The following is a 25,364-nucleotide window of genomic DNA, read 5'->3' on the forward strand; positions in this document are numbered from 1 at the left end:
CAAAGACACAAACCGCAAGGGTGAGTACTCATGCGTCAGCTTCAACTATCAGCTTAGCCGTGACCTCCTTGCCAGCAAAACAACAGTGCGGTTAACTGAACACGATGCGGGTTGACAGTTCTAGCGACTCATTGTGTTAGAGATTTTAGTACCCGCAGCGTCCTTCGCAAGTCCTTCAAATCATCGAGCGGCGCACCGGTCATGCCGGCCGTGAAAAGTTGCAGCAGGAACCGGACGGTGTTATTGCTGCATTGTTGCTAGTGGTGCGGCGAATAGACGGTAGCACATTCATTTAATGTTGCGTTGGATTGCCAGGCTTTGCGTTTCCTGGTCACTAACTAGGCGGTGCGCTACGGACCGCCGTCGAACAAATTTGAATACGTTAATTGAGTTAATGGTTACGGTGTCAGGGTGTCCTTTGATATTGCTACGACACTAAGTCTTTTTATCTGCATATTGGCGAGCCGACGTACTCCTTTTAAATTCCGCATCAAACTTCGCGCCTGATTGCATAGGAACGGGTCTACGCGTACTGTTCATGTCTTACCCCATCTGACTAGCACTTGGCGAATGATAAGAGACTTAATGCGGATTCTTAATGCAGCGTCAGTAGCAGTTTATAGTGCTCCGTTCGCTCGCCGCTCCAACTACCTCAGGTTCGCTTTATCAAGGAAGTTGTGTGTGCTTGGGGCTATTGCCGCATTGCTAATTTCCGATGATGCGAGATCAACCATAGTCGGGTCCGATACGCAAGATACGCCGATGGACGAAACCGCCTCGTACGATGGGCGGTTGAGCCAGCCGCAGGGGCATAAAAAACCATCGCGTTGGGATGTGAAGCCAGCCGATCTGCAAGACGCACCGATGGACGAAACCGCTTTGTACGATGAGCGGTTGAGCCAGCCGCAGGGGCATAAAAAACCCTCGCGTTGGGATGTGAAGCCAGCCGATCTGCAAGACGCACCGATGGACGAAACCGCTTTGTACGATGAGCGGTTGAGCCAGCCGAAGGGACAGAAAAAACCCTCGCGTTGGGATGTGAAGCCAGCCGATCTGCAAGACGCACCGATGGACGAAACCGCTTCGTACGATGAGCGGTTGAGCCAGCCGAAGGGACAGAAAAAACCCTCGCGTTGGGATGTGAAGCCGGCCGGTCTGCAAGACGCACCGATGGACGAAACCGCCTCTTACGATGAGCGGTTGAGCCAGCCGAAGGGACAGAAAAAACCCTCGCGCTGGGATGTGAAGCCAGCCGATCTGCAAGACGCACCGATGGACGAAACCGCCTCTTACGATGAGCGGTTGAGCCAGCCGAAGGGGCATAAAAAACCATCGCGTTGGGATGTGAAGCCAGCCGATCTGCAAGACGCACCGATGGACGAAACCGCTTCGTACGATGAGCGGTTGAGCCAGCCGAAGGGGCAGAAAAAACCCTCGCGTTGGGATGTGAAGCCGGCCGGTCTGCAAGACGCACCGATGGACGAAACCGCTTCGTACGATGAGCGGTTGAGCCAGCCGAAGGGACAGAAAAAACCCTCGCGTTGGGATGTGAAGCCGGCCGGTCTGCAAGACGCACCGATGGACGAAACCGCCTCTTACGATGAGCGGTTGAGCCAGCCGAAGGGACAGAAAAAACCCTCGCGTTGGGATGTGAAGCCAGCCGATCTGCAAGACGCACCGATGGACGAAACCGCTTCGTGCGATGAGCGGTTGAGCCAGCCGAAGGGACAGAAAAAACCCTCGCGTTGGGATGTGAAGCCGGCCGGTCTGCAAGACGCACCGATGGACGAAACCGCTTCGTACGATGAGCGGTTGAGCCAGCCGAAGGGACAGAAAAAACCCTCGCGTTGGGATGTGAAGCCGGCCGGTCTGCAAGACGCACCGATGGACGAAACCGCTTCGTACGATGAGCGGTTGAGCCAGCCGAAGGGACAGAAAAAACCCTCGCGCTGGGATGTGAAGCCAGCCGGTCTGCAAGACGCACCGATGGACGAAACCGCCTCTTACGATGAGCGGTTGAGCCAGCCGAAGGGACAGAAAAAACCCTCGCGTTGGGATGTGAAGCCAGCCGATCTGCAAGACGCACCGATGGACGAAACCGCTTCGTACGATGAGCGGTTGAGCCAGCCGAAGGGACAGAAAAAACCCTCGCGTTGGGATGTGAAGCCAGCCGATCTGCAAGACGCACCGATGGACGAAACCGCTTCGTACGATGAGCGGTTGAGCCAGCCGAAGGGACAGAAAAAACCCTCGCGTTGGGATGTGAAGCCGGCCGGTCTGCAAGACGCACCGATGGACGAAACCGCCTCTTACGATGAGCGGTTGAGCCAGCCGAAGGGGCAGAAAAAACCCTCGCGTTGGGATGTGAAGCCAGCCGATCTGCAAGGCGCACCGATGGACGAAACCGCTTCGTGCGATGAGCGGTTGAGCCAGCCGAAGGGGCAGAAAAAACCATCGCGTTGGGATGTGAAGCCGGCCGGTCTGCAAGACGCACCGATGGACGAAACCGCTTCGTACGATGAGCGGTTGAGCCAGCCGAAGGGGCAGAAAAAACCATCGCGTTGGGATGTGAAGCCGGCCGGTCTGCAAGACGCACCGATGGACGAAACCGCTTCGTACGATGAGCGGTTGAGCCAGCCGAAGGGACAGAAAAAACCCTCGCGTTGGGATGTGAAGCCAGCCGATCTGCAAGACGCACCGATGGACGAAATCGTCTCGTACGATGAAGGGGTGAGCCAACCGAAGGTGCGGGCATCGCGATTAGGGATGAAGCCGTCCACGCTTGGTTCGGATACGCAAGATAAGCTGACTCCGGGATGGGAGTTGAAACAGCGACTGAACGTGACGGCTGGAACACCAACGGATGTTGGCGTACAAAGAGAAAAACGACGGCGCGAGAGGTCTCAGTCGGTCCCAATAAGTTTGCCCAGTGAGTCTTCGCCAAGGGAGACAGGCCGTTTGGCGAAAAGGAAGCGACCGAAAAATGAACCGCTATCGGCCATGGACCTACAAAATGACAATGTAAAGCCCAGTAGCCCGCAGAAGGACGCAGCTAATCAAATCGACGGGGGAGGGTTGCACCCATCGCATACGGGAAAGGACCATGCCGACGACAGTCATGCGCCGTTATCTAGCATGCAAGGAGCTAACCGGGTACGCCAGCGGTCTCGGTCGCTACCAGTATTAGCGCCCGGGTTGGAACAACGCCGTTTGCAAGCTGATACGCCGTTGTTCGTTCCTGTGGACACGTCTGACGACGGGAATCCGGATGGCGCGCAACAGGTAGGGGCGCACGAATTGGCCTGGTCTCAATCGTCGTTTACCAATGTGCCGCCGATCACTATTTCCGGCACAGACGTTAACGTCGTAGCTAACAAGGTTGCTGTGTTGCGTGATGCAAGTGGCAATACGCATACTCCAATTCTCGGAAAGAATAGTTCCGCCTTTGAGAGTGGAAGCAAAGGACAGAGGGCGTTGGCTCCGTATGAGCCTGTGGAACCGTATATTGTGGGCAGGGATGACGATGGATGGCAAAGCGGCCCAGCTCCGTCAAGGGGGATGAAGCCATCCACGCTCGGTTCGGATACGCAAGATAAGCTGACTCCGGGATGGGAGTTGAAACAGCGACTGAACGTGACGGCTGGAACACCAACGGATGTTGGCGTACAAAGAGAAAAACGACGGCGCGAGAGGTCTCAGTCGGTCCCAATAAGTTTGCCCAGTGAGTCTTCGCCAAGGGAGACAGGCCGTTTGGCGAAAAGGAAGCGACCGAAAAATGAACCGCTATCGGCCATGGACCTACAAAATGACAATGTAAAGCCCAGTAGCCCGCAGAAGGACGCAGCTAATCAAATCGACGGGGGAGGGTTGCACCCATCGCATACGGGAAAGGACCATGCCGACGACAGTCATGCGCCGTTATCTAGCATGCAAGGAGCTAACCGGGTACGCCAGCGGTCTCGGTCGCTACCAGTATTAGCGCCCGGGTTGGAACAACGCCGTTTGCAAGCTGATACGCCGTTGTTCGTTCCTGTGGACACGTCTGACGACGGGAATCCGGATGGCGCGCAACAGGTAGGGGCGCACGAATTGGCCTGGTCTCAATCGTCGTTTACCAATGTGCCGCCGATCACTATTTCCGGCACAGACGTTAACGTCGTAGCTAACAAGGTTGCTGTGTTGCGTGATGCAAGTGGCAATACGCATACTCCAATTCTCGGAAAGAATAGTTCCGCCTTTGAGAGTGGAAGCAAAGGACAGAGGGCGTTGGCTCCGTATGAGCCTGTGGAACCGTATATTGTGGGCAGGGATGACGATGGATGGCAAAGCGGCCCAGCCCCGTCAAGGGAGATGGGGGTTGGGCAGGTGCCGGCGGAACACCCGGCCTTGCCTCGAAGCAGCACGTCAACGATGAGCGATGCCGGTGCAGATCCGGCTTCTGTCAGTCGAGCCGCTGTAATGGTGAAGACGGATAATGAAAAGCAGTCTCAAGTAGGCGAGAACATCCCTGAACCGGTTGTCAGCAATTCCTCAAGTGTTTCGAATAGTGGGCAGGCCGATCAATATCCAAACTCTGAGCCGGCAAAAACTCAGACCTCAGAGGCCAGTTTATCCCCTGTCTTGACAGCAGCTGACAAGGTGCAAGGCGTTGCACCAGATAACAGGGGTGGATCTGACTCGGCAGAGTTGCCGCAGCAGGTGCAGCCAGCCGGCCATGATGCGAGCGCCACAATGTCGGCAGCACACCCGGCCTCGCACCGAAGCAGCGCATCAACGATGAGCGATGCCGGTGCCCGTGTCGACAGTAAGCCAACACAGTCCGCTGGCGAGACCCGCACTCAGCCCTTGGCCCAGACCCCGGAGGCCAGTTCGTCCCTTGCCGCGCAGCAGACAGTGGCTGAGAAGGTGCGAGATGCTGCGCCGGGCAACAGGGGAAGATCCAAATCGGCAGTGTTGCTGCATCAGCAGCCCCAGGTGGCGAAGCGGTTACGATCCAGCAGTGAAGACCGACGCAGATCGGACGGTTTGGATGCAGCAGGCTTGGAGGGCGGTATATGGCAAAGCGGCCCAGCCCCGTCAAGGGAGATGGGGGTTGAGCAGGTGCTGGCGGAGCACCCGGCTTTGCCTCGAAGCAGCGCGTCAATGATGAGCGATGCCGGTGCCCGTGTCGACAGTAAGCCAACACAGTCCGCTGACGAGTCCCGCACTCAGCCCTTGGTCCAGACTCCGCAGACCAATTCGTCCCTTGCCGTGCAGCAGACAGCGGCTGAAAAGGTGCGAGATGCTGCGCTGGGCAGCAGGGGAAGATCCAAATCGGCAGTGTTGCTGCATCAGCAGCCCCAGGTGGCGAAGCGGTTACGATCCAGCAGTGAAGACCGACGCAGATCGGACGGCCTGGATGCAGCAGGCTTGGAGGACGGTATATGGCAAAGCGGCCCAGCCTCGTCAAGGGAGATGGAGGTTGGGCAGGTGCTGGCGGAACACCCGGCCTTGCCTCGAAGCAGCGCGTCAACGATGAGTGATGCCGGTGCCCGCGTCGACAGTAAGCCAACACAGTCCGCTGACGAGATCCGCACTCAGCTTCTAGCCCAGACCCCGGAGGCCAGTTTGTCCTTTGCTGCGCAGCAGACAGCGGCTGAGAAGGTGCGAGACGTTGCACCGGGCAATAGTGGCGGATCTGACGGGGCAGAGTCGCTGCAGCAGACGCAGCCAGCCGGCCATGATGCGAGCGCCACAACGTTGGCACACTCGGCCTCGCGCCGAAGCAGCACGTCAACAATGAGCGATGCCGGTGCCAGTATCGATAGTAGGTCCGCTGACGAGCCCCGCACTCAACTTCAGGCTCTGGAGGCCAGTTTGTCCCCTGCCTTGACAGCAGCTGACAAGGTGCAAGGCGTTGCACCAGGCAACAGGGGTGGATCTGACTCGGCAGAGTTGTCGCAGCAGGCGCAGCCAGCCGGCCAAGATGCGATCGCCACAACGTCGGTACACTCGGCCTCGCGCCGAAGCAGCATGTCAACGATGAGCGATGCCGGTGCCAGTATCGGCAGTAGGTCAACACAGTCCGCTGACGAGCCCCGCACTCAGCCCTTGGCCCAGAACCCGGAGGCCAGTTCGTCCCTTGCCGCGCAGCAGACAGTGGCTGAGAAGGTGCGAGATGCTGCGCCGGGCAACAGGGGAAGATCCAAATCGGCAGTGTTGCTGCATCAGCAGCCCCAGGTGGCGAAGCGGTTACGATCCAGCAGTGAAGACCGACGCAGATCGGACGGTTTGGATGCAGCAGGCTTGGAGGGCGGTATATGGCAAAGCGGCCCAGCCCCGTCAAGGGAGATGGCGGTTGGGCAGGTGCTGGCGGAACGCCCGGCTTTGCCTCGAAGCAGCACGTCAACGATGAGCGATGCCGGTGCAGATCCGATTTCTGTCAGTCAAGCCGCTGTAATGGCGAAGACGGATAATGAAAAGCAGTCTCAAGTAGGCGAGAATATCCCTGAACCGGTCGCCAGCAATTCCTCAAGTGTTTCGAATAGTGTGCAGGCCGATCAACCTCCAAACTCTGAGCCGACAAAAATGACGTCCTTGACATGGCCCAGCCCAAGTACGGCAGCCGCTACGTCACGTGACGCCGCTCCCGAACAAGACGTGCTTCATGGGTGGTTGCGCGAGGCGATCGCGGCAGAGTTGCCGTCGGTCATGACCGAGCAACTCGGTATTAGTGTCGACGAAACCCGCGTATCAGTCGGCACGCCTGGCCAGGAGCGCAAGATCACGCATGTCGCACGCGGCACTGAACCGACCGATGCAGTCAACAAAGCTCAGTTAGACGAAGCCGTTGCGCGTGTCGATCGTGACGCGTCAGCAGGCATTGCAGCGGCAATGGCGGTGGCGGGATTGCCACAACCGACGTTACCCGGGAAGAGTCTGGCGGCGTTTGCGGGTGCAACATACCGCGGCCAGTATGGCGCTGCGCTTGGCATATCGCACGTCACGCCGAATAATCGCTGGGTTTTCAAGCTCGCCGCAAACGCGAACGGTCGCGGTTATTTGGGGGCCGTTGCGTCAGGAGGATTCCAATGGTGATAGGTCCTCCTTAGCAGTTCACGCATTCTGCAATGCGGCACTGACGTTGCAGAATCGGATGTAAGGCGATATTCGGTATTCGTGCTGGGCGCGCTACGCCATCGAAAGCTGCTCGACAATCACGCCGTGTTGACCGGCATTCTGTTCGTGTCGCATATTGGCATTGCCTGGGAAATGCTTGCGCAGAAAACGGGGGGCGGCTCGGGCATGAGTCATCGGCGTCGGCTGCGCGATTGGCAGCAAGCAGGCATCTGAAATCCGCTGCACGAGGCATCGCAAACGGCATAATGGCGTGCATCTTCGACGACCGTGGCGCGATGACTGAGCGAGTCACGGTCACGGATCGCGCACGCGATCAAGGGGCGGTTGGCTTGTCGATACGGTAGAGGAAACTGGCCCCGGATGGCCGCAACGTCAACGAGTGACCCGCCAGCGATTGACCGGCTCGGGCCGCGGTGCAGGCGCTCTACGACTGCCTGGTCCAGTTCGAAGCCGCTTGAACAATCAATGCTTCCTGCACGGCCAACACCGACTGCACGTTTAATGCCGGCTGAAAGGGGCAATGCCGGCCGAGGAGACCATCTAAAGCGATTGTCCGAGAACGCCGTTGCGGCTAGCATGCCATTTTTAGCACGATCATTCGAAATCAATCGGAGGAGGTGCCGCATGGAACGCATCTGGCTTAAATCGTATCCCGCCGGCGTGCCAGCGGATATCGATCCGTCGATCTATGCGTCGGTGACGCTGCTGCTCGAGGAGAGCTTTGGCAAATTTGCTGAGCGGCCAGCGTTTGCCTGCATGGGGCAGGTGTTGACCTATGGGGAACTGGACCGGCTGTCGCGGGCATTGGCCGCCTATTTGCAATGCAAGGGTCTGACTCAGGGCGCTCGCGTCGCAGTGATGATGCCAAACGTACTGCAGTATCCCGTTGCAATTGCTGCCGTGTTGCGGGCCGGATATGTCATGGTCAACGTCAATCCGCTATACACGCCGCGCGAGCTTGAACACCAGCTGCGCGACAGTGGCGCACAGGCAATCATCCTACTCGAGAATTTTGCGACGACGCTGCAGGCGGTCGTGCCCAACACCGATGTCAACCACGTTATTGTGGCAGCGATGGGCGACCTGATGGGCGTGAAGGGCTGCCTGGTCAATTGGGTCGTGCGGCATGTGAAAAAGATGGTGCCGGCCTGGTCGCTGCCGGGCTCGGTGCGCTTCAACGATGCGCTCGCGCAGGGCAAGCGAGGCACGTTTCGCCCCGTGCAGCAAGGACCGGATGATGTCGCCTTCCTGCAATATACCGGAGGCACGACGGGTATCGCGAAGGGGGCGACGCTGCTACATCGGAACATCGTTGCGAACGTACTGCAATCGGAAGTCTGGCTTAATCCGGCGCGCAGCGCGCATGCAGAACTCACGCAATTGACTACGGTGATCGCGCTTCCGCTGTATCACATTTATGCGTTGACCGTCTGCGCACTGCTGACGATTCGTACCGGCGGGCTTGCGGTATTGATTCCAAACCCGCGCGATATTGCCGGTACGATCAAGCAGCTGAAGGGGTACGCGGTCAGTATGTTCCCCGCAGTCAATACACTGTACAACGTGCTGCTCAATCATCCAGACTTCGGCAAGCTGGACTTTTCGAAACTGGTGGTAGCTAACGCGGGAGGGATGGCCGTGCAGGAGGCGGTGGCGAAGCGGTGGTACGAAATGACCGGTGCGCCGATCGTCGAAGGCTATGGTTTGTCCGAGACGTCACCTTGCGTGACGTGCAACCCGGCGACCTCGACCGAGTACACAGGCACGATCGGCTTGCCGTTGCCGTCCACCGAAGTGTCGATCCGTGACGACGAAGGCAACGAGTTGCCGCTGGGGCAGCCCGGCGAGATCTGCATTCGCGGCCCGCAGGTCATGGCCGGCTACTGGAACCGCCCGGGTGAGACGGCCAGCGTGATGACGGCGGATGGTTTCTTCAAGTCCGGCGACGTCGGCGTGATCGATGAACGTGGTTACGTGAAAATCGTCGACCGCAAGAAGGACATGATCCTGGTGTCGGGCTTCAATGTCTATCCGAACGAGGTCGAGGACGTGGTCGCGCAGATGCCGGGCGTCTATGAAGTCGCCGCGGTGGGCGTGACGGACCCGCATTCCGGCGAGGTGGTGAAGCTGTTCATCGTGAAAAAAGACCCAGCGCTCACCGAGCAGGCTGTTATCGAGTTCTGTAGGGAGCGCCTAGCTGGCTATAAGCGTCCGAAAGCGGTCGAGTTCAGGGCTGAACTGCCGAAGACAAACGTTGGCAAGATCCTGCGGCGCGAGCTGCGCGACGCGCCTCGACACTAAGCCTGCTCTGACATTAAGTTTGCTGGGACGGCGAGTGCGCCGAGACATTGAACTGGCCCCGACGCTGAGCTAGCTGCGACGTCGAACCTGCCGTGTATCAGCGTGGCAGCGCATTAAAAAAGGCACCCGAAGGCGCCTTTAAAGGTTAAAACCGTTTTAAAGCGTGTTATTAGAATTTGTGGCGGATGCCGACGCGAACCGTGGCTTGGTTGTTCGTCGTCGACGGCGACAGGCCCATGATATTGGCGGTGGCCGCAGCCACCGAGTCTACGCCGCTCGACGAAGTCGACACCGTGTTGCCTGACGCGTGCTGGTAGACACCGATCAGGTAGACGTCAGTACGCTTGGACAGGAAGTAGTCCGCGCCCAGCGCGCCTTGGTGGTACTTCGCAGGAGACTGGCCGTTGATCGAGCTGCCCTTCGTGAAGTCATACGCTGCGCCGAGCACCAACGCCGGGGTCAACTGGTACTTAAAGTTGATTTCGGCGTTGTTGAACGTCGCAGTGCTGCCAGCGAAAGCCGATGCGTACGTGCTGCCCAGCTTGTAGAACTTCGTGTTCGAGTACGTGATGCCGACCGTTGCCGGGCCGAACGTGTACGCGCCGCCCGCACCGATCACTTGATACGTGTGGGCCGAGCCGTAGCCGCCGTAGACCGATGAGGTCACGTTCGACACGCCAGCGTTGATCGTGCCCGACGTGCTGTTGCCAAAGAAACTGACGTTCGGGTTACGCACGTTCAAGTAGCCGACACCCAACACCAACGGGCCGTTCGTGTAGCCGGCGCCCAGCGAGAACGCTTGGTTGCGCGAGAAGTCGCCAGCCACGCCGCCTAAGCTGTACAAGCCACCGAAGGACAAGCCTGCGAAGTTTGGGCTCGTGTACTTGATCGAGTTGTTGATGCGATAGGTGTTGTTGAAGTTGTCCAGGTCGCCCGGGTGAGCGGCAATGTAGCCACCCCATTGGTCACCGGCTTCCAGTGGGCCGACGTAGTCGACCACGGAGTCGTATTGACGACCCAGCGTGACCGTACCGAAGCTGCTCGACGACAAACCGACGAACGCTTGACGGCCGAATTCGAGGCCGCCTTGACCGAGCTTGCCGGTGTTGACGTCAAAACCGTTTTCCAACGTGAAGATCGCCTTCAAGCCACCGCCTAGGTCTTCGGTGCCACGCAGGCCCCAACGGCTGCCTTGCATCACGCCGCTGGACAGGTTCCATAGCGTGTGGCCGCCGCTGTTGCTCGTGTAATTCAGGCCTTCGTCAATGATACCGTACAGCGTCACGCTGCTTTGCGCATGGGCAACACCTGAGAAAGCGCCCAATGCCGCGAGAGCGAGAAGCGACTTTTTCATCAAAATGATCTCCAGAGATTGTCTGACTGATAGGCAAAGTCAGTGTGATAATTTCCTTGCTTTGCAACTTCGCGAGAAGCTAGAGCTTAATGTAGCAAAAGGGTTCATATCGACCAAGAAAAAGACGGTTTTTGTCCGTGCTTGGGGTGCCTTGTGTCACTTTTACGCAACAGCCAGCCAGTAGCTATCCTGATCGGCCATGACTGCAAAGAATCGCTTCAATGTCAATGGTTTATGAGCGTGGGTGTGATGGCGGAATCGATTAAGTTAGCCCGGCGCTATCCGTTACGCGACGGTTGCCGGGCGCGGGCGCGCGCAAGGGGTACCCGGTGCCGCGTCCAGTGATAGTGACGTATGGATGAAGGAGTATTGAAATGTTGCTCGACGAGTTGATCGGGGAGTTTGACCGTGGCTTGCGCTCGATCACAGGGGTGGCCAAAATGAGCCGGCCGGTGCCGCAGCCCGACGTGGTGGCCGACGACAGTGAAATGACGGTGGCCGAGCAAAGTCATGCGGCGGCGCTGATGCGAGTGAACCATGTCGGTGAAGTATGCGCGCAGGCGCTTTATCAGGCGCAGAAGCTGGCGACCCACTCCGAGCGGCTGAAGCAAGCGTTCGAGCGGGCTGCGCGCGAGGAGGAGGACCACCTGGCGTGGACCGCACATCGGTTGCGCGAACTAAACTCGCGGCCGAGCTTGCTCAATCCGTTGTGGTACGCTGGCTCGCTTGCCATCGGCTTTGTCGCCGGCCGGTTCGGCGATCGCGTCAGCCTTGGCTTCATGGCTGAAACGGAGCGCCAGGTCGAGCAGCACCTGGATGGCCATCTGGACCGGCTGCCGGCGCTCGACCACGCGTCACGTGCGATCGTCATGCAGATGCGCACAGACGAGATTACACATGCGCGTGCTGCGTCGGACGCTGGTGGTGTGGAGCTTCCCGCCCCGGTGACCGCACTGATGCGCGTGGCCGCGCGTGTGATGACCCGTACTGCGTACTATATCTAGCTCTAGCGCTATCGCATGCGCCGCCCGGACCTAGCGGGCGTGGGACCGGCCGCAGGCGGGCGACTTCCCAATGCCGATTGCGTTGACACGGTGCGACTGCCGGCGATCTGATCGCGTCGACATGGCCGGGTGCCGTGACGTCGAGCGTGATGACACGGCCGGTAGCTCGCAACGCCGATCGCGTTGGTCCTACGGGTTACCGGGTCAACTCGCCCGATCCGGCGTGGCGCTGCTATTGTTGCGCAAAAATGACCTTTTGCCGGCCCGCGAACCCCGCGACGCAGTGAAAAAAGTGCCGAATTCTCACGTACTACTTTTAAAAGCGCAGGCAATCCCTTCATTTAGTTGAAAAATCTTTATGGAACCCGCTTTAACGGGTTGCGCTAAGTCTTTGTTCTATCGAATGAATTCGCGTGCAAAACCGCAGTTGCGCCCTTGACCCCTGCCGGGCGTTCCTCTAAAGTGGGGCCCAGTGTGAAAAAGTGTAGTTTTGTGTGTTATCTGCGCGACTTGTGCGATGAGGTGGGTCCGGGTGGCATGCGCTGCGCATGTCGGTGACAGGGAGATGGGACGTGTTCCAGGGGGCGTCGGCGCTAACGCTCGATGCGAAGGGCCGGATGTCGGTGCCGTCGCGTTATCGGGAAGCGCTGTTAGGACAGGCAGAGGGCCGGGTAACGATCACCAAGCACCCCGATGGCTGCCTGTTGCTATTTCCATGGCCTGAATGGGAAGTGTTCCGGAACAAGATTGCCGCGTTGCCGATGGATGCGCACTGGTGGCGACGGATCTTCCTCGGTAATGCATCGGACGTCGATATGGATTCTGCGGGCCGGGTGCTCGTCTCGCCTGAGTTGCGCGCCGCTGCGAACCTGGAGCGTGAGGTGATGCTGCTCGGCATGGGTAGCCACTTCGAGTTGTGGGATGCGCAAACGTATGCTGCGAAGGAGCAGGCCGCGATGGCGCAAGGTATGCCCGACGCACTAAAGAACTTTACTTTCTGATTGCGGAGCATCGGATGGCGTCCGCAATAGAAAAGCCGGGACAGCATCGCACGGTGCTGCTGGAAGAAGCGGTCGATGCGCTGGTCACGCGCGCCGATGGGATCTATGTCGATGGCACATTCGGCCGGGGCGGCCACAGTCGCGCGGTGCTCGCGCGGCTTGCGCCTGCCGCGCGGTTGATTGCGTTCGACAAAGACCCGCAGGCGATCGAGGTGGCACGCCGAATCGCCGATCCACGGCTGGATGTCGTGCATGGCAGCTTCGCGCAACTACGCGACGTGCTGGCGGCGCGCGGCGGTGTGCGCGTGTCGGGCGTATTGCTGGATCTGGGCGTGTCGTCGCCGCAAATCGATGATCCGGCGCGAGGTTTCAGCTTTCGCCACGATGGTCCACTGGACATGCGCATGGATCCGACGCGCGGCGAGTCCGCCGCACAATGGCTCGCGCATGTAGACGAGCGGGAATTGATAGGGGTGATACGGGATTATGGGGAAGAACGGTTTGCTGTTCAGATTGCAAAGGCGATTGTTGCTCGCCGGGCGGAATCCGGGCGTCTCGGGCCTCTCGTGCGCACACGTGAGCTTGCCGAGATCGTGGCGCGTGCCGTCAAGACCCGCGAGAAGGGCCAGGACCCGGCCACTCGCACCTTTCAAGCTATACGGATTCACATCAATCAAGAGCTTGCGGAGCTGCCGGTAGTTCTTGAGACTGCATTGGAGTCGTTGGAGCAGGGGGGCCGGTTGGTGGTCATCAGCTTTCATTCGCTAGAGGACCGCATCGTCAAGCGATTCCTTCAATCGCGCGCGCGCGCGCCGGCCATGGACCGGCGCCTGCCGATTCGCGCGGCGGACTTGCCCAGTCCGCCGTTGCGCATTCTTGGGCGTGTCTTTGCTGGCGAGGCGGAAGTGGCGGCCAACCCGCGTGCCCGCTCCGCTGTGATGCGCATCGCTGAGCGGGTGTTGGCATGAGCCGGCTCAATATTGTCCTGCTCATCGTTGTGTTGGGCTGCGCGCTGTCGGTCGTCAACGCGACGAACCGGCAGCGCGAGGTATTTATCGATCTTCAGCGCGCCCAGTCGCAAGAGCATCAGCTGCAGTTGGACTATGCGCAGTTGCAATACCAGCAAAGCGCATTGTCAAAGACTTCGCGCATCGAGCGTATCGCCACCGCCGACCTGAAAATGCAGCCGGTGGTGCCGGGTCGTACCCAGTATGTGAGCGTTGACCCGGCGAGCGTGCCGGCCGATACGCCGCCGGCCAGCGACGTAGGTGGTGGGGCATCTGGCTCCGCGTCGCCGAGCACCACGGCGGGAGTGACTCGATGAAGCGCTCGGCCCATCATCGTCGTCATGTACCGTTCTCATCGAGTCCGGTGCTGTCGGTGCCCTTGCCGATGTGGCGCTCCAAGCTTGTCGTGTTTCTGCTGTTCGTCGCGTTCGTCGTACTGGCGGCGCGTGCATTCTGGATCCAGGGACCGGGCAACGCGTTTTATCAAAAGCAGGGTGAAAGCCGCTACCAACGCACCATCGAGTTGCCGGCCACGCGCGGCAAGATCCTGGACCGCAACGGGCTAGTGTTGGCCACCAGCTTGCCGGTGCGCGCGATCTGGGCCATTCCCGAATCGGTGCCCGACGATCTGGGCGCCGATAAGCTGACGAAGCTCTCGCAGCTGTTGTCGATGGGTGAGAAAGAATTGCGCGCAAAGTTGTCGCAGGACAAGACATTCGTCTACGTGAAGCGGCAAGTGCCATTAGACGTTGCGCAGAAGGTCGCCTCACTAGACATCCCCGGCATCTACGCACGTGCTGAATACAAGCGCTTTTATCCAGAAGGCGAGATCACTGCACATATGATCGGCTTCACCAACGTCGAGGACGAGGGGCAGGAAGGCATCGAGCTGGCGGACCAGAAGGAGTTGGCCGGTGTGCCGGGCAGCCGCCGTGTGATTAAGGACCGGATCGGGCGCATCGTCGAAGACGTCGACGAGTTGGTCAAGCCGCGCAATGGGCAGGACGTCGAGTTGTCACTGGACAGCAAGATCCAGTACATCGCGTACGCTAACCTGAAGGCGGCGGTAGATCGGTTCAAGGCGAAGGCCGGCGCGGCGATCGTCATCGACGTGAAGACGGGCGAGGTACTCGCGCTGGTCAATTATCCGACATACAACCCGAATGACCGCTCGCACATGACCGGCGAACAGTTGCGCAATCGTGTGCTGACCGACGTGTTTGAGCCCGGCTCGATCATGAAGCCGTTTACTGTGTCGCTCGCACTAGATTTGCACCGCGTATCGCCGACGACGTTAGTCGATACTGGCGGGGGCCGCTTCACATTGGATGGCGCGACGATCACGGACGACGCCGGCTTTGGCGTGTTGACCGTTGGCGGTGTCATTCAGAAGTCCAGCAACATCGGCGCGACAAAGATCGCGATGCAATTGCGGCCCGAGGAAATGTGGAATATGTATACGAGCATCGGACTGGGCCAGGCGCCGAAGGTCGGCTTTCCCGGCGCGGCAGCTGGACGGTTGCGCCCTTGGAAGAGCTGGCGTCGCATCGAGCAGGCGACGATGTCGTATGGCTACGGTTTGTCCGCGTCGCTGTTTCAGCTCGGCCGGGCCTATACCGCGATCGCGCATGACGGCCGCATCATTCCGCTCACGCTGGTCAGGGGCAACAACGGCGACGAGCCGCAAGGCGCGCAGGTGTTCTCGGCCACCACGGCGCGGCAGGTTCGCGCGATGCTGGAGACCGTCACGCGGCCGGGCGGCACATCGCCCGATGCGGCGGTGCCGGGATACCGCGTCGGCGGCAAGAGCGGCACTGCATACAAGCACGTGGGACGCGGCTACGATCGCGGTAAATATCGGGCGTCGTTCGTCGGCATGGCGCCGATGCCGAATCCGCGCATCGTAGTGGCAGTATCGGTCGATGAGCCGACCGCTGGCAGTCACTTCGGCGGACAAGTCTCCGGTCCGGTCTTCTCGGCGATTGCCGGCGACACGCTGCGCTCGCTGAATGTGCCGCCCGACATGCCGGTCAAGCAGCTCGTGGTCAGCAACGACGCTAAGCCAATCATCAATGTGAGCGCGACGCAAAGGACCGTACGATGAGCCGCCCGCCACTGACGCCCGAACAAATCGAGCGCGCGCGGGCCGATGTGCTCGCGTGGTTGCGCACCCGGCTTGCGCCGCATGCGCAATTGCAGGCGGACAGTCGCGCAGTGCGCGCTGGCGATGCGTTCGTCTCGTATGCAGTGGACGGCGCAGACAGTCGTCCGTATATTGCCGATGCATTGCAGCGCGGCGCGGCGGCCGTGCTGGTCCAGGCCGGCGGCGAGTCTCCGGCTGGTGGACCGGTGCTTGAGGTTCCTGAACTCGATCAGCTTGCGGGCCACATTGCTAGCGCGTGGTATGGCGAGCCCAGTCGCGACATGCTGATGGTCGGCATTACGGGCACCAATGGCAAGACCACCACCAGTCACTGGGTCGCGGGCGCGCTGAGCGGCAGCGGCACCCGTTGCGCAATCGTTGGCACGTTGGGCACCGGACTGCCGGGGCAGCTTTCGCACACCGGGTTCACGACCCCCGACGCGCCGCAGGTGCACCGCAGCCTGGCGGCGCTGCGTGCGCACGGCGCAAGCGCAGTATCGATGGAAGTGTCCTCGCATGCACTGCACCAAGGGCGCGTGAATGGCGTCGCGTTTGACATTGCGGTGTTCACTAACCTGACACAGGACCATCTCGACTATCACAAGGACCTCGCGTCGTACGAGGCCGCCAAGGCGCGGCTGTTCGAGTGGCCGGGCTTGCGCGCGGCGGTCATCAATCGCGACGACGAGGCCGGGCGCCGGTTGATCGGGCATTTGGCCACACGGGTGCGCACGATCTCGTATGGCATCGCCTCGACCAGGCCGCGCGGCGACGCTTCGCTGCATGCAATGGCGATCCGCGCGACCGCCACCGGCACCGCCTTCACGGTGGTATCCGACTGGGGGCACGCCGAACTCGAGGTGAGCACGCTCGGCACGTTCAATGTCGCCAATCTGCTCGCCGTTCTCGGCGTGCTATTGGCCGCCGACGTGCCATTCGATACGGCGCTGTCGCAAATCACGCGGCTGGAACCGGTCAACGGCCGGATGCAACAGCTCGGCGGGCGGCTGCAAATGGACGAGCCGCTGGTAGTCGTCGATTACGCACATACGCCGGACGCCTTGGAAAAGGCGCTCGATGCACTGCGGCCGATCGCCACGCAGCGGGGCGGCAAGCTCGTCTGCGTGTTCGGCTGTGGGGGCGAGCGCGATGCAACCAAGCGGCCGCTGATGGGGGCGATTGCCGAGCGGCTCGCCGATAGCGTCATCGTGACGAGTGACAACCCGCGTAGCGAGCCGCCGCTGGCCATCATCGGCCAGATCGTCGGTGCGATGCGCGAGCCGGCACGCGCGCGCACCATCGAAGATCGCGCCGGCGCGTTACTGCAGGCGGTGCGTGGCGCGGCCGCTGCTGACGTCGTGCTGATCGCCGGCAAGGGGCATGAGGCAACACAGGAAGTGATGGGCAAGAAGCGGCCGTTTTCGGATCAGGATCATGCACGCCTCGCGCTCGCGTCGCGCGCCACGCAACCTCGCGGAGAAGCCCAATGACGAGGTTGACGCTGCGCGAGGCGGCTGCACTAATCGACGGCGCCACGGTATTGGGCGACGATACGGTCGCTTTCGATCAAGTCTCAACCGACAGTCGCAGTTGCGGGCCGGCAAGTCTGTTTGTCGCGCTCAAAGGCGAGCGTTTCGACGCGCACGATTTTCTGCCGGAGCTTGCGCGGCGCGGCGTGGCCGCCGTATTGGTGTCGCGTAGCCCCGGCGACTGGCGTGTGCCGGCGATCCGTGTGACCGACACACGGGCCGCGCTCGGCGCGCTTGCGGCCGGCTGGCGTCGCAGGTTTGCGTTGCCGCTGGTTGCGGTGACCGGCAGCAACGGCAAGACCACGGTCAAAGAAATGATCGCGTCGATTTTTGCTGCCGCCGTCGGTCAAGCGCAGCGGCTCGCGACGCAAGGCAACCTGAACAACGACATCGGCGTGCCGCTCACGTTGTTGCGGCTCGCGCCGCAGCATCGGCTCGCGGTCGTCGAGCTTGGCATCAACCATCCCGGCGAAACGCAACAACTCGCCCGGATTGCCGGACCCACGATCGCGCTGGTGAACAATGCCCAGCGCGAGCATCAAGAGTTCATGGCGACGGTCGAGGCCGTAGCGCTGGAGCACGCGAGCGTGATCCATGCGCTGCCGCCGGACGGCACGGCGGTGTTCCCCGCCGACGATCCGTATGCCGGCATCTGGCGGGTGGAGGCCACCGGCAACCCGATCGTGGACTTCGCGCTGTGCCGGCCCGGTGCCCATAGCGATGCGGCGGTTCAGGGTACGATTGCGGACACCGGCGCATTGCGAATTGAGACCCGCGCCGGCGCGCTCGAGGTATCGTTGCGCGCGCTCGGCGAGCACAATGCGCGCAATGCGCTCGCTGCCACCGCGGCCGCGCTTGCCGCCGGCGTCGGACTGGATGCGATACGGCGCGGGCTCGAGGCCTTCGAGCCGGTCAATGGACGGCTGCAGGCCAAGCTCGCCCAAGCGACGCCATGGGCCGGCGCGACGGTTATCGACGATACCTATAATTCCAATCCGGATTCGATGCGCGCGGCGATCGACGTCCTGGCCATGCGTGCAGCGCCGCGCGTGCTGGTGATAGGCGACATGGGAGAAGTCGGCGACAACGGTCCCGCGTTTCATCGCGAAGTCGGCGCCTATGCGCGCGAACGCGGGCTCGATGCACTGTACGCGCTCGGTGACGCGAGTCGCGCTGCGTGCACCGCGTTCGGCCCGCACGCTCATCATTTCGATTCAGCCGAGGCACTCGTTTCCGCGCTGCTCCGCCAGGATGCCGTCGCATCGGAGCGCGCCGCCGGTGCGACGATCCTGGTTAAGGGTTCGCGTTTCATGCGCATGGAGCGCGTGGTCCAGGCTCTGACCCTTCCCACTACAACCGATGCGCCGGCTAAGACCGGCGCGCATTGAAAGGACCTCGAATGCTATTGGCGCTGGCGCAATGGCTGCAAAGCGATGCAAGCTATTTGCGTGTGATCAACTATCTGACGTTTCGCGCGGTGATGGCGACCATCACCGCGCTGTTGATCGGACTCGTCTGCGGCCCTGCGGTGATTCACAAGCTCTCCGCGCTGAAGATGGGCCAGGCCGTGCGCAAGGATGGACCGCAGACGCATTTAATCAAGTCCGGCACGCCGACGATGGGCGGTGTGCTGATCCTGATTGGCATTGCCGTGTCGACGCTGTTGTGGAGCGACCTGACCAATCGCTTCATCTGGATTGTGATGCTAGTCACTTTTGGCTTCGGTGTGATCGGCTGGGTCGACGATTATCGTAAGGTCGTCTACAAGGACCCGCGCGGCATGTCCTCGCGCGAAAAGTACTTTTGGCAATCGGTGATCGGCTTGTTCGCCGCCGTGTATCTTGCGTTCTCGGTATCCGAGGCGAATAACGCGCGCGTGTTCGATCTGTTCATGGCGTGGGTGCGCAGCGGATTCTCAATCGGCTTGCCGGCGCGCGCCGATCTGGCCCTGCCGTTCCTGAAAGCGATCAGCTATCCGCTCGGCGTCTGGGGATTCATTGCGTTGACCTATTTCGTGATCGTCGGCTCGAGCAATGCGGTGAACTTGACCGACGGGCTGGACGGACTGGTGATCATGCCGGTCGTGCTGGTCGGGGCAGCGCTCGGCGTGTTCGCGTATGTGATGGGCAGCGCCGTCTATTCGAAGTACCTGCTGTTTCCGCATATTCCCGGCGCGGGCGAGTTACTCATCTTTTGCTCGGCGATGGGCGGTGCGGGACTCGCGTTCCTTTGGTACAACACGTACCCCGCGCAGGTATTCATGGGGGATGTCGGCGCACTCGCGCTCGGTGGCGCGCTGGGCACCATTGCAGTGATCGTGCGGCAGGAAATCGTGCTGTTCATCATGGGCGGCGTGTTCGTCGCCGAGACCGTCTCGGTGATGTTGCAGGTCACGTGGTTCCGCTACACGAAGCGCCGCTATGGCGAGGGCCGGCGCATCTTCAAGATGGCGCCGTTGCATCACCATTTTGAGTTGTCTGGATGGAAGGAGACTCAGGTGGTCGTCCGCTTTTGGATCATCACGTTGATGCTGTGCTTGTTTGGTCTGTCCACGCTGAAATTACGGTAACTGGAAACCGAGGAAACGAAACGATGTTCGGTGAGAAGTTCGGAGAACGGCAACGCCCGACGACGCTCGTGCTGGGGCTCGGCGAATCGGGGCTGGCGATGGCGCGCTGGTGCGCGCGTCACGGTTGCCGCTTGCGCGTGGCCGATACCCGCGCCGCGCCGCCGAACCTGTCGCAATTGGCAGCGCTGGGTATCGACGCCGAATTCGTCAGCGGTGCGTTCAGTCCCACGCTGCTCGATGACGGTATCGAGTTGGTGGCCATCAGTCCCGGTTTGTCGCCGCTTGGCGCGGAACTGGCTGCGCTGATCGACGCGGCCCGCGAGCGCGGCATTGAAGTGTGGGGCGAACTCGAGTTCTTTGCGCAGGCGTTGCGCGCACTGGCCAACGACGGCTACCAGCCCAAGGTGCTGGCGATTACCGGCACGAACGGCAAGACGACGACCACGGCGCTAACCGCGCTGCTGTGCGAGCGGGCTGGTAGGAGCGTTGCGGTGGCCGGCAACATCAGTCCGGCCATGCTGGATAAGCTGGCCGAGGCCATCGACGCGGCGAAGCTGCCTGACGTCTGGGTACTGGAGCTGTCCAGCTTCCAACTCGAGACATCGTACACGTTCGAACCCGAGGCGGCGGTGATCCTCAACATCACGCAGGACCATCTGGACTGGCATGGCGGAATGGACGCCTACGCTGCCGCAAAGGGGCGGGTCTTCGGGCTGCGTACGCTGCGTGTATTGAACCGCGACGATGCGCGCGTGATGGCATTCGTGCCGGCTGGCGATGCCATTGCATCGTATTTGACCTTTGGACTTAACGTGCCGCAGAACGATGGCGACTACGGTATCCAACGCGATGGAGGCATTGCGTGGCTTATCCAGGCATACGAGCGCAACGATGCATCCGAACAACGCGCGACGAATCGCCGTCGCAAGCGCGGCGGCTGCGCGCCCGATATCGCGGTCAAGCGGCTCATGCCTGTCGATGCCCTGCGCATTCGTGGTTTGCATAACGCGGCGAATGCGATGGCCGCGCTTGCCTTGGCCCAGTCGATCGGCCTGCCGCTCGCCGCGTTGCTGCACGGCTTGCGCGAGTACCGCGGCGAGCCGCATCGCGTCGAGTGGATTGGATCGATCGACGGAGTCGACTACGTCGATGACAGCAAGGGTACCAACGTCGGCGCGACCGTGGCCGCGCTTGATGGCCTCGCGCAGCGGATCGTATTGATTGCCGGCGGTGACGGCAAGAACCAGGATTTTGCGCCGCTTGCGGCGCCGGTGGCGCGCTGGTGCCGGGCTGTGATGTTGATCGGCCGTGACGCGCCTGCGCTGCGCGCGGCACTGGCTGATACCGGTGTCGAACTGGCCCTGCACCCGAGCCTGCAGGCGGCGACGCGTGCCGCGGCAGCCGTCGCCCAGCCCGGGGATGCGGTGCTGCTGTCTCCCGCGTGCGCGAGCCTGGACATGTTTTCCGGATATGCGCAGCGTGCGCAGGTGTTCCGCAGCGAAGTCGAGGACATCGCGGCCGACAAAGGAGGGATGCTATGAGCCGGGTGCAGCGGATCGCAGCAAGGCTCGCTGGGCGCCGCTACGCAGTGCCCAGCGACGGGATCGGCGCCGCCAGTGCGGCCACCCCGGCACGCGGCGTGGGGCTGGCCAGCGCGGTCAGCGGCATCCGCCCGTTGCGCTCGCGCATGCGCGACTATGACCACTCGCTGCTCTGGGCAACGATCGCGCTGTTGTCGCTCGGACTCGTGATGGTGTATTCGGCATCGATCGCGCTGCCTGACTCGCCCAAGTACTCGGCCTATATGCCATACCATTTTCTCGTGCGGCACGTTGCGTCGCTCGTGACCGGTGTGCTCGGCGCGCTGGTGGCGTTTCGCATTCCGGTCAAGACCTGGGACAAGTACGCGCCGCGTCTCTTCCTTGTCGCGTTGCTGTTGCTGGTGGTCGTACTCATACCGTACCTGGGCAAGGGCGTGAACGGCGCGCGCCGGTGGATTCCACTGGGTATCACAAACATGCAGCCGTCGGAAATCATGAAACTGGCGGTGACGATTTACGCGGCCAACTATACGGTCCGCAAACAAGAGTACATGCACCAGTTCGCGAAGGGCTTCTTGCCGATGGCGCTTGCAGTCGGCGTGGTCGGCGCGCTGCTGCTGCTGGAGCCGGACATGGGGGCGTTCATGGTGATCGCGGCGATCGCGATGGGCGTGTTGTTCCTGGGCGGCGTAAGCGGGCGGCTGTTCGGCGGCCTGGCGCTGACCGCCATTGGCACGTTTGGCATGCTGGTCTGGGCCTCACCGTGGCGTCGCGAGCGCATCTTTGCGTACCTGAATCCGTGGGACGACCGCTATGCGCAAGGCAAGGCGTACCAGCTTACCCATTCGTTAATCGCATTCGGACGCGGCGAGTGGTTTGGAGTCGGCCTGGGCGGCAGCGTCGAGAAGCTCAACTATTTGCCTGAAGCGCACACCGACTTCATTCTCGCGGTGATCGGCGAGGAGCTTGGCTTTGTTGGCGTGGGCGTTGTGATTCTGCTGTTTTATTGGATCGTGCGGCGCGCGTTCGAAATCGGCCGCCAGGCGCTCGCACTGGATCGCACGTTCGCCGGATTGGTCGCGAAAGGCATTGGCCTGTGGGTCGGCGCGCAGACGTTCATTAACATGGGGGTGAACCTCGGTCTGTTGCCGACCAAGGGGTTAACGCTGCCGCTAGTCAGCTACGGCGGCTCCGGCATCCTGCTCAACTGCGTGGCGCTGGCGTTGCTGATGCGCGTCGATTACGAGAACCGGGTGCTGATGCGCGGAGGCAAGGTATGAGCGCACGCACGTTGCTCGTCATGGCGGGCGGCACCGGCGGTCATGTGTTTCCCGGACTGGCGGTCGCGCAGCGGATGCAGGCGCAGGGCTGGCGGGTCGTATGGCTTGGCAATCCGAAAGGCATGGAAGCGACACTGGTGCCTAAGTACGACATCGCGGTCGAGTTCGTGCGTTTTGGCGGCGTGCGCGGCAAGGGCATTGTCACAAAGCTGTGCTTGCCGCTGAACCTGCTGCGCGCGTGTCTGCAAAGTCGTGCTGTGCTTGGCCGCGTGCGGCCCGACGTCGTGCTCGGCATGGGAGGCTACATCACGTTTCCGGCCGGCGTGACGGCTGTGCTCGCGCGCATTCCACTGGTGCTGCACGAGCAAAATTCGATTGCGGGCCTGGCCAACAAACTGTTAGCCAGGCTCGCGCGCCGCGTACTGGTTGCCTTTCCCGACGCGCTGCCCGGCGCGCAATGGACCGGTAACCCGATCCGCGCGGAACTGGCTGCGGTGGCCCCGCCTCAGGCGCGGTACGCGGCGCGCACCGGTCCATTGCGCGTGCTGGTGGTCGGCGGCAGCCTCGGCGCCGCGGCGCTCAATAAAACGGTGCCGTGCGCGTTGGCGTTGCTCGATCCGGCGCGGCGTCCACACGTGGTGCACCAGGCCGGCGCCAAGCATATCGAAGCGTTGCGTGCGCATTACGCGGACGCGGGCCTGGCGCAGGGCGACGGCATCGAGCTGGTTCCGTTCATCGACGACATGGCGCGCGCCTATGCCGAGGCCGACCTCGTGATTTGTCGCTCCGGCGCGATGACGGTATCGGAAATCGCCGCTGTAGGCGTGGCTGCGCTGTTCGTGCCGTTCCCGTTCGCTGTCGACGACCATCAGACGAGCAACGCGGCATTTCTCGTCGCGCATCACGCGGCGAGCATCATGCAACAAAATGAATTGTCCGCGAAGAAACTCGCGGACTGGATCGGCGGTCAGACGCGCGCGTCGCTCGCACGAGTCGCGGCCCGTGCACGCGAACTAGCCATGCCCGATGCCGCCGAGCGCGTCGCACAAGTGTGCGCGTCGCTCGTCACGCGCGATGTGGCAGCCGCATCGCACCATGCGCGGCATGGGGCGCAAGGAAAGCAATGAAACATATCGTCAAGCATATTCACTTTGTCGGGATCGGCGGTGCCGGGATGAGCGGCATCGCCGAAGTGCTCGTCAACCTGGGTTACCAGGTCAGCGGCTCGGATCTGAATCGCTCAGCTGTCACCGACCGGTTGAGCAGGCTCGGCGCCCACGTCAAGTTTGGTCACGACGCACGGCATATCGACGGCGCGGATGCGGTTGTCATCTCTACGGCGGTGCGCACCGACAACCCCGAGGTGCTTGAGGCACGCCGCAGGCATATTCCGATCGTGCCGCGCGCCGTCATGCTCGCGGAGCTGATGCGACTCAAGCAAGGCATCGCGATTGCCGGCACGCATGGCAAGACCACGACGACTAGTCTCGTGGCCAGCTTGCTGGCGGCCGGTGGGCTGGATCCGACTTTCGTCATCGGGGGGCGGCTGATCAGCGCGGGCGCGAACGCACGGTTGGGCACGGGCGATTTTATCGTTGCCGAGGCCGACGAGTCGGATGCATCGTTCCTTAACCTGTTCCCGGTGATCGAAGTCATCACGAACATCGATGCCGATCACCTGGATACGTATGGTCATGACTTCGCCCGGCTCAAGCAGGCGTTCATCGAATTCACACATCGGCTGCCATTTTACGGTATCGCGGTGCTGTGCGTGGACGATCCGAACGTGCGCGAGATTTTGCCGTTCGTGTCCAAGCCGACCATCCGCTATGGGTTCGCGCAGGAAGCGGACGTGCGTGCGACCCAGGTGCGCGCCAGCAACGGGCGGATGCATTTCACCGTCCATCGCGCCGACGCGGCGCCGTTGGACATCGTGCTGAACCTACCCGGCACGCACAACGTGCAGAACGCGCTCGCGGCCATCGCGATCGCGACTGAGCTGGAGGTGGCCGATGCCGATATCCAGTCGGCGCTCGCCGAATTCAACGGCGTGGGCCGGCGTTTCCAGCGTTATGGCGAAGTGCCGCTCATGCGCGGCGGCGCGTACTTGCTGATCGACGATTATGGTCACCATCCGGTCGAGATGGCCGCGACGATTGCCGCGGCGCGCGGTGCATTTCCGGACCGGCGGTTGGTCCTCGTGTTCCAACCACACCGCTATACGCGCACGCGCGATTGTTTCGAGGACTTTGTCAAAGTGCTCTCGACGGTGGATGCGCTGGTGCTGACCGAGGTCTACGCGGCCGGCGAGGCGCCGATCGTGGCCGCGGACGGTCGCGCGCTGGCGCGAGCCATCCGCGTGGCCGGCCGGGTCGAACCGGTGTTTGTTAACACGCTCGACGAGATTGCGGACGCGCTGGCGGCGGTGGTCGCCGACGGCGACGTCGTGATGACGATGGGGGCGGGCTCGATCGGCGGTGTGCCGGCGCGGCTTACGCAGGAGCAAAGGGCGTGAT

The 25,364-nt window shown here is 61.6% G+C and carries 15 protein-coding genes and 1 pseudogene; 15 read left to right on the forward strand and 1 reads right to left on the reverse strand.

Going from position 1 to position 25,364, the window contains the following annotated elements; translation table 11 throughout:
• Positions 1–762 precede the first annotated feature (762 nt).
• The 3 genes and pseudogenes from B0B13_RS14345 (at position 763) to B0B13_RS14355 (ending at position 9,420) form a co-directional block, all read left to right on the forward strand.
• Positions 763–7,077, forward strand: coding sequence for a YadA-like family protein (locus B0B13_RS14345; protein ID WP_139337434.1), 6,315 nt, complete (start codon positions 763–765; stop codon positions 7,075–7,077).
• A 117-nt stretch (positions 7,078–7,194) separates the two neighbouring features.
• A pseudogene (locus B0B13_RS17330) lies at positions 7,195–7,329 on the forward strand (IS5/IS1182 family transposase); the annotation flags it as partial.
• Positions 7,330–7,743: 414 nt separating this feature from the next.
• Entirely contained in the window at positions 7,744–9,420 is a 1,677-nt protein-coding gene (locus B0B13_RS14355; RefSeq protein ID WP_076785520.1) for a long-chain fatty acid--CoA ligase, read from the forward strand.
• A gap of 169 nt (positions 9,421–9,589) precedes the next feature.
• On the opposite strand, the gene B0B13_RS14360 is transcribed toward B0B13_RS14355, so the two are convergent.
• On the reverse strand, positions 9,590–10,774 hold the full coding sequence (locus B0B13_RS14360) for a porin (RefSeq protein WP_076796902.1): 1,185 nt from the start codon (positions 10,772–10,774) through the stop codon (positions 9,590–9,592).
• Positions 10,775–11,148: 374 nt separating this feature from the next.
• On the opposite strand from B0B13_RS14360, the gene coq7 reads away from it, so the two are divergent.
• The 12 genes from coq7 (at position 11,149) to murC (ending at position 25,363) form a co-directional block, all read left to right on the forward strand.
• Positions 11,149–11,778: a 2-polyprenyl-3-methyl-6-methoxy-1,4-benzoquinone monooxygenase gene (gene coq7, locus B0B13_RS14365; protein ID WP_076785518.1), complete on the forward strand. Its 630-nt coding sequence runs from the start codon at positions 11,149–11,151 to the stop codon at positions 11,776–11,778.
• 572 nt (positions 11,779–12,350) lie between these two features.
• A complete protein-coding gene (mraZ, locus tag B0B13_RS14370; protein ID WP_076787457.1) occupies positions 12,351–12,779 on the forward strand; it encodes a division/cell wall cluster transcriptional repressor MraZ in 429 nt (142 codons plus the stop codon).
• A 14-nt stretch (positions 12,780–12,793) separates the two neighbouring features.
• Positions 12,794–13,747: a 16S rRNA (cytosine(1402)-N(4))-methyltransferase RsmH gene (rsmH, locus tag B0B13_RS14375; RefSeq protein ID WP_076796903.1), complete on the forward strand. Its 954-nt coding sequence runs from the start codon at positions 12,794–12,796 to the stop codon at positions 13,745–13,747.
• Positions 13,744–14,103 carry a cell division protein FtsL gene (gene ftsL / locus B0B13_RS14380; protein WP_076796904.1) on the forward strand — a complete coding sequence of 120 codons (360 nt, stop codon included), beginning with the start codon at positions 13,744–13,746 and terminating at the stop codon, positions 14,101–14,103. Before rsmH ends, ftsL begins: the two co-directional genes overlap by 4 nt.
• Positions 14,100–15,890, forward strand: a complete 1,791-nt coding sequence (locus tag B0B13_RS14385; RefSeq protein ID WP_076796905.1) for a peptidoglycan D,D-transpeptidase FtsI family protein — start codon at positions 14,100–14,102, stop codon at positions 15,888–15,890. The genes ftsL and B0B13_RS14385 overlap by 4 nt, the downstream gene beginning before the upstream one ends.
• Positions 15,887–17,419: a UDP-N-acetylmuramoyl-L-alanyl-D-glutamate--2,6-diaminopimelate ligase gene (locus tag B0B13_RS14390; RefSeq protein ID WP_076796906.1), complete on the forward strand. Its 1,533-nt coding sequence runs from the start codon at positions 15,887–15,889 to the stop codon at positions 17,417–17,419. Before B0B13_RS14385 ends, B0B13_RS14390 begins: the two co-directional genes overlap by 4 nt.
• Positions 17,416–18,846: a UDP-N-acetylmuramoyl-tripeptide--D-alanyl-D-alanine ligase gene (locus B0B13_RS14395; RefSeq protein WP_076796907.1), complete on the forward strand. Its 1,431-nt coding sequence runs from the start codon at positions 17,416–17,418 to the stop codon at positions 18,844–18,846. Before B0B13_RS14390 ends, B0B13_RS14395 begins: the two co-directional genes overlap by 4 nt.
• A gap of 11 nt (positions 18,847–18,857) precedes the next feature.
• A complete protein-coding gene (gene mraY, locus B0B13_RS14400) occupies positions 18,858–20,027 on the forward strand; it encodes a phospho-N-acetylmuramoyl-pentapeptide-transferase (RefSeq protein ID WP_076796908.1) in 1,170 nt (389 codons plus the stop codon).
• Positions 20,028–20,050: 23 nt separating this feature from the next.
• Positions 20,051–21,568, forward strand: coding sequence for a UDP-N-acetylmuramoyl-L-alanine--D-glutamate ligase (gene murD / locus B0B13_RS14405; RefSeq protein WP_076796909.1), 1,518 nt, complete (start codon positions 20,051–20,053; stop codon positions 21,566–21,568).
• Complete coding sequence (gene ftsW, locus B0B13_RS14410; protein ID WP_076796910.1) at positions 21,565–22,848, forward strand: putative lipid II flippase FtsW; 1,284 nt, start codon at positions 21,565–21,567, stop codon at positions 22,846–22,848. Before murD ends, ftsW begins: the two co-directional genes overlap by 4 nt.
• A complete protein-coding gene (gene murG / locus B0B13_RS14415; protein WP_076796911.1) occupies positions 22,845–23,975 on the forward strand; it encodes an undecaprenyldiphospho-muramoylpentapeptide beta-N-acetylglucosaminyltransferase in 1,131 nt (376 codons plus the stop codon). The genes ftsW and murG overlap by 4 nt, the downstream gene beginning before the upstream one ends.
• Positions 23,972–25,363 carry a UDP-N-acetylmuramate--L-alanine ligase gene (murC, locus tag B0B13_RS14420; RefSeq protein ID WP_076796912.1) on the forward strand — a complete coding sequence of 464 codons (1,392 nt, stop codon included), beginning with the start codon at positions 23,972–23,974 and terminating at the stop codon, positions 25,361–25,363. Before murG ends, murC begins: the two co-directional genes overlap by 4 nt.
• The last annotated feature ends 1 nt before the right edge of the window (position 25,364 follow it).

Source organism: Burkholderia sp. b14 (genome assembly GCF_900156195.1).
Taxonomy (GTDB): domain Bacteria; phylum Pseudomonadota; class Gammaproteobacteria; order Burkholderiales; family Burkholderiaceae; genus Mycetohabitans.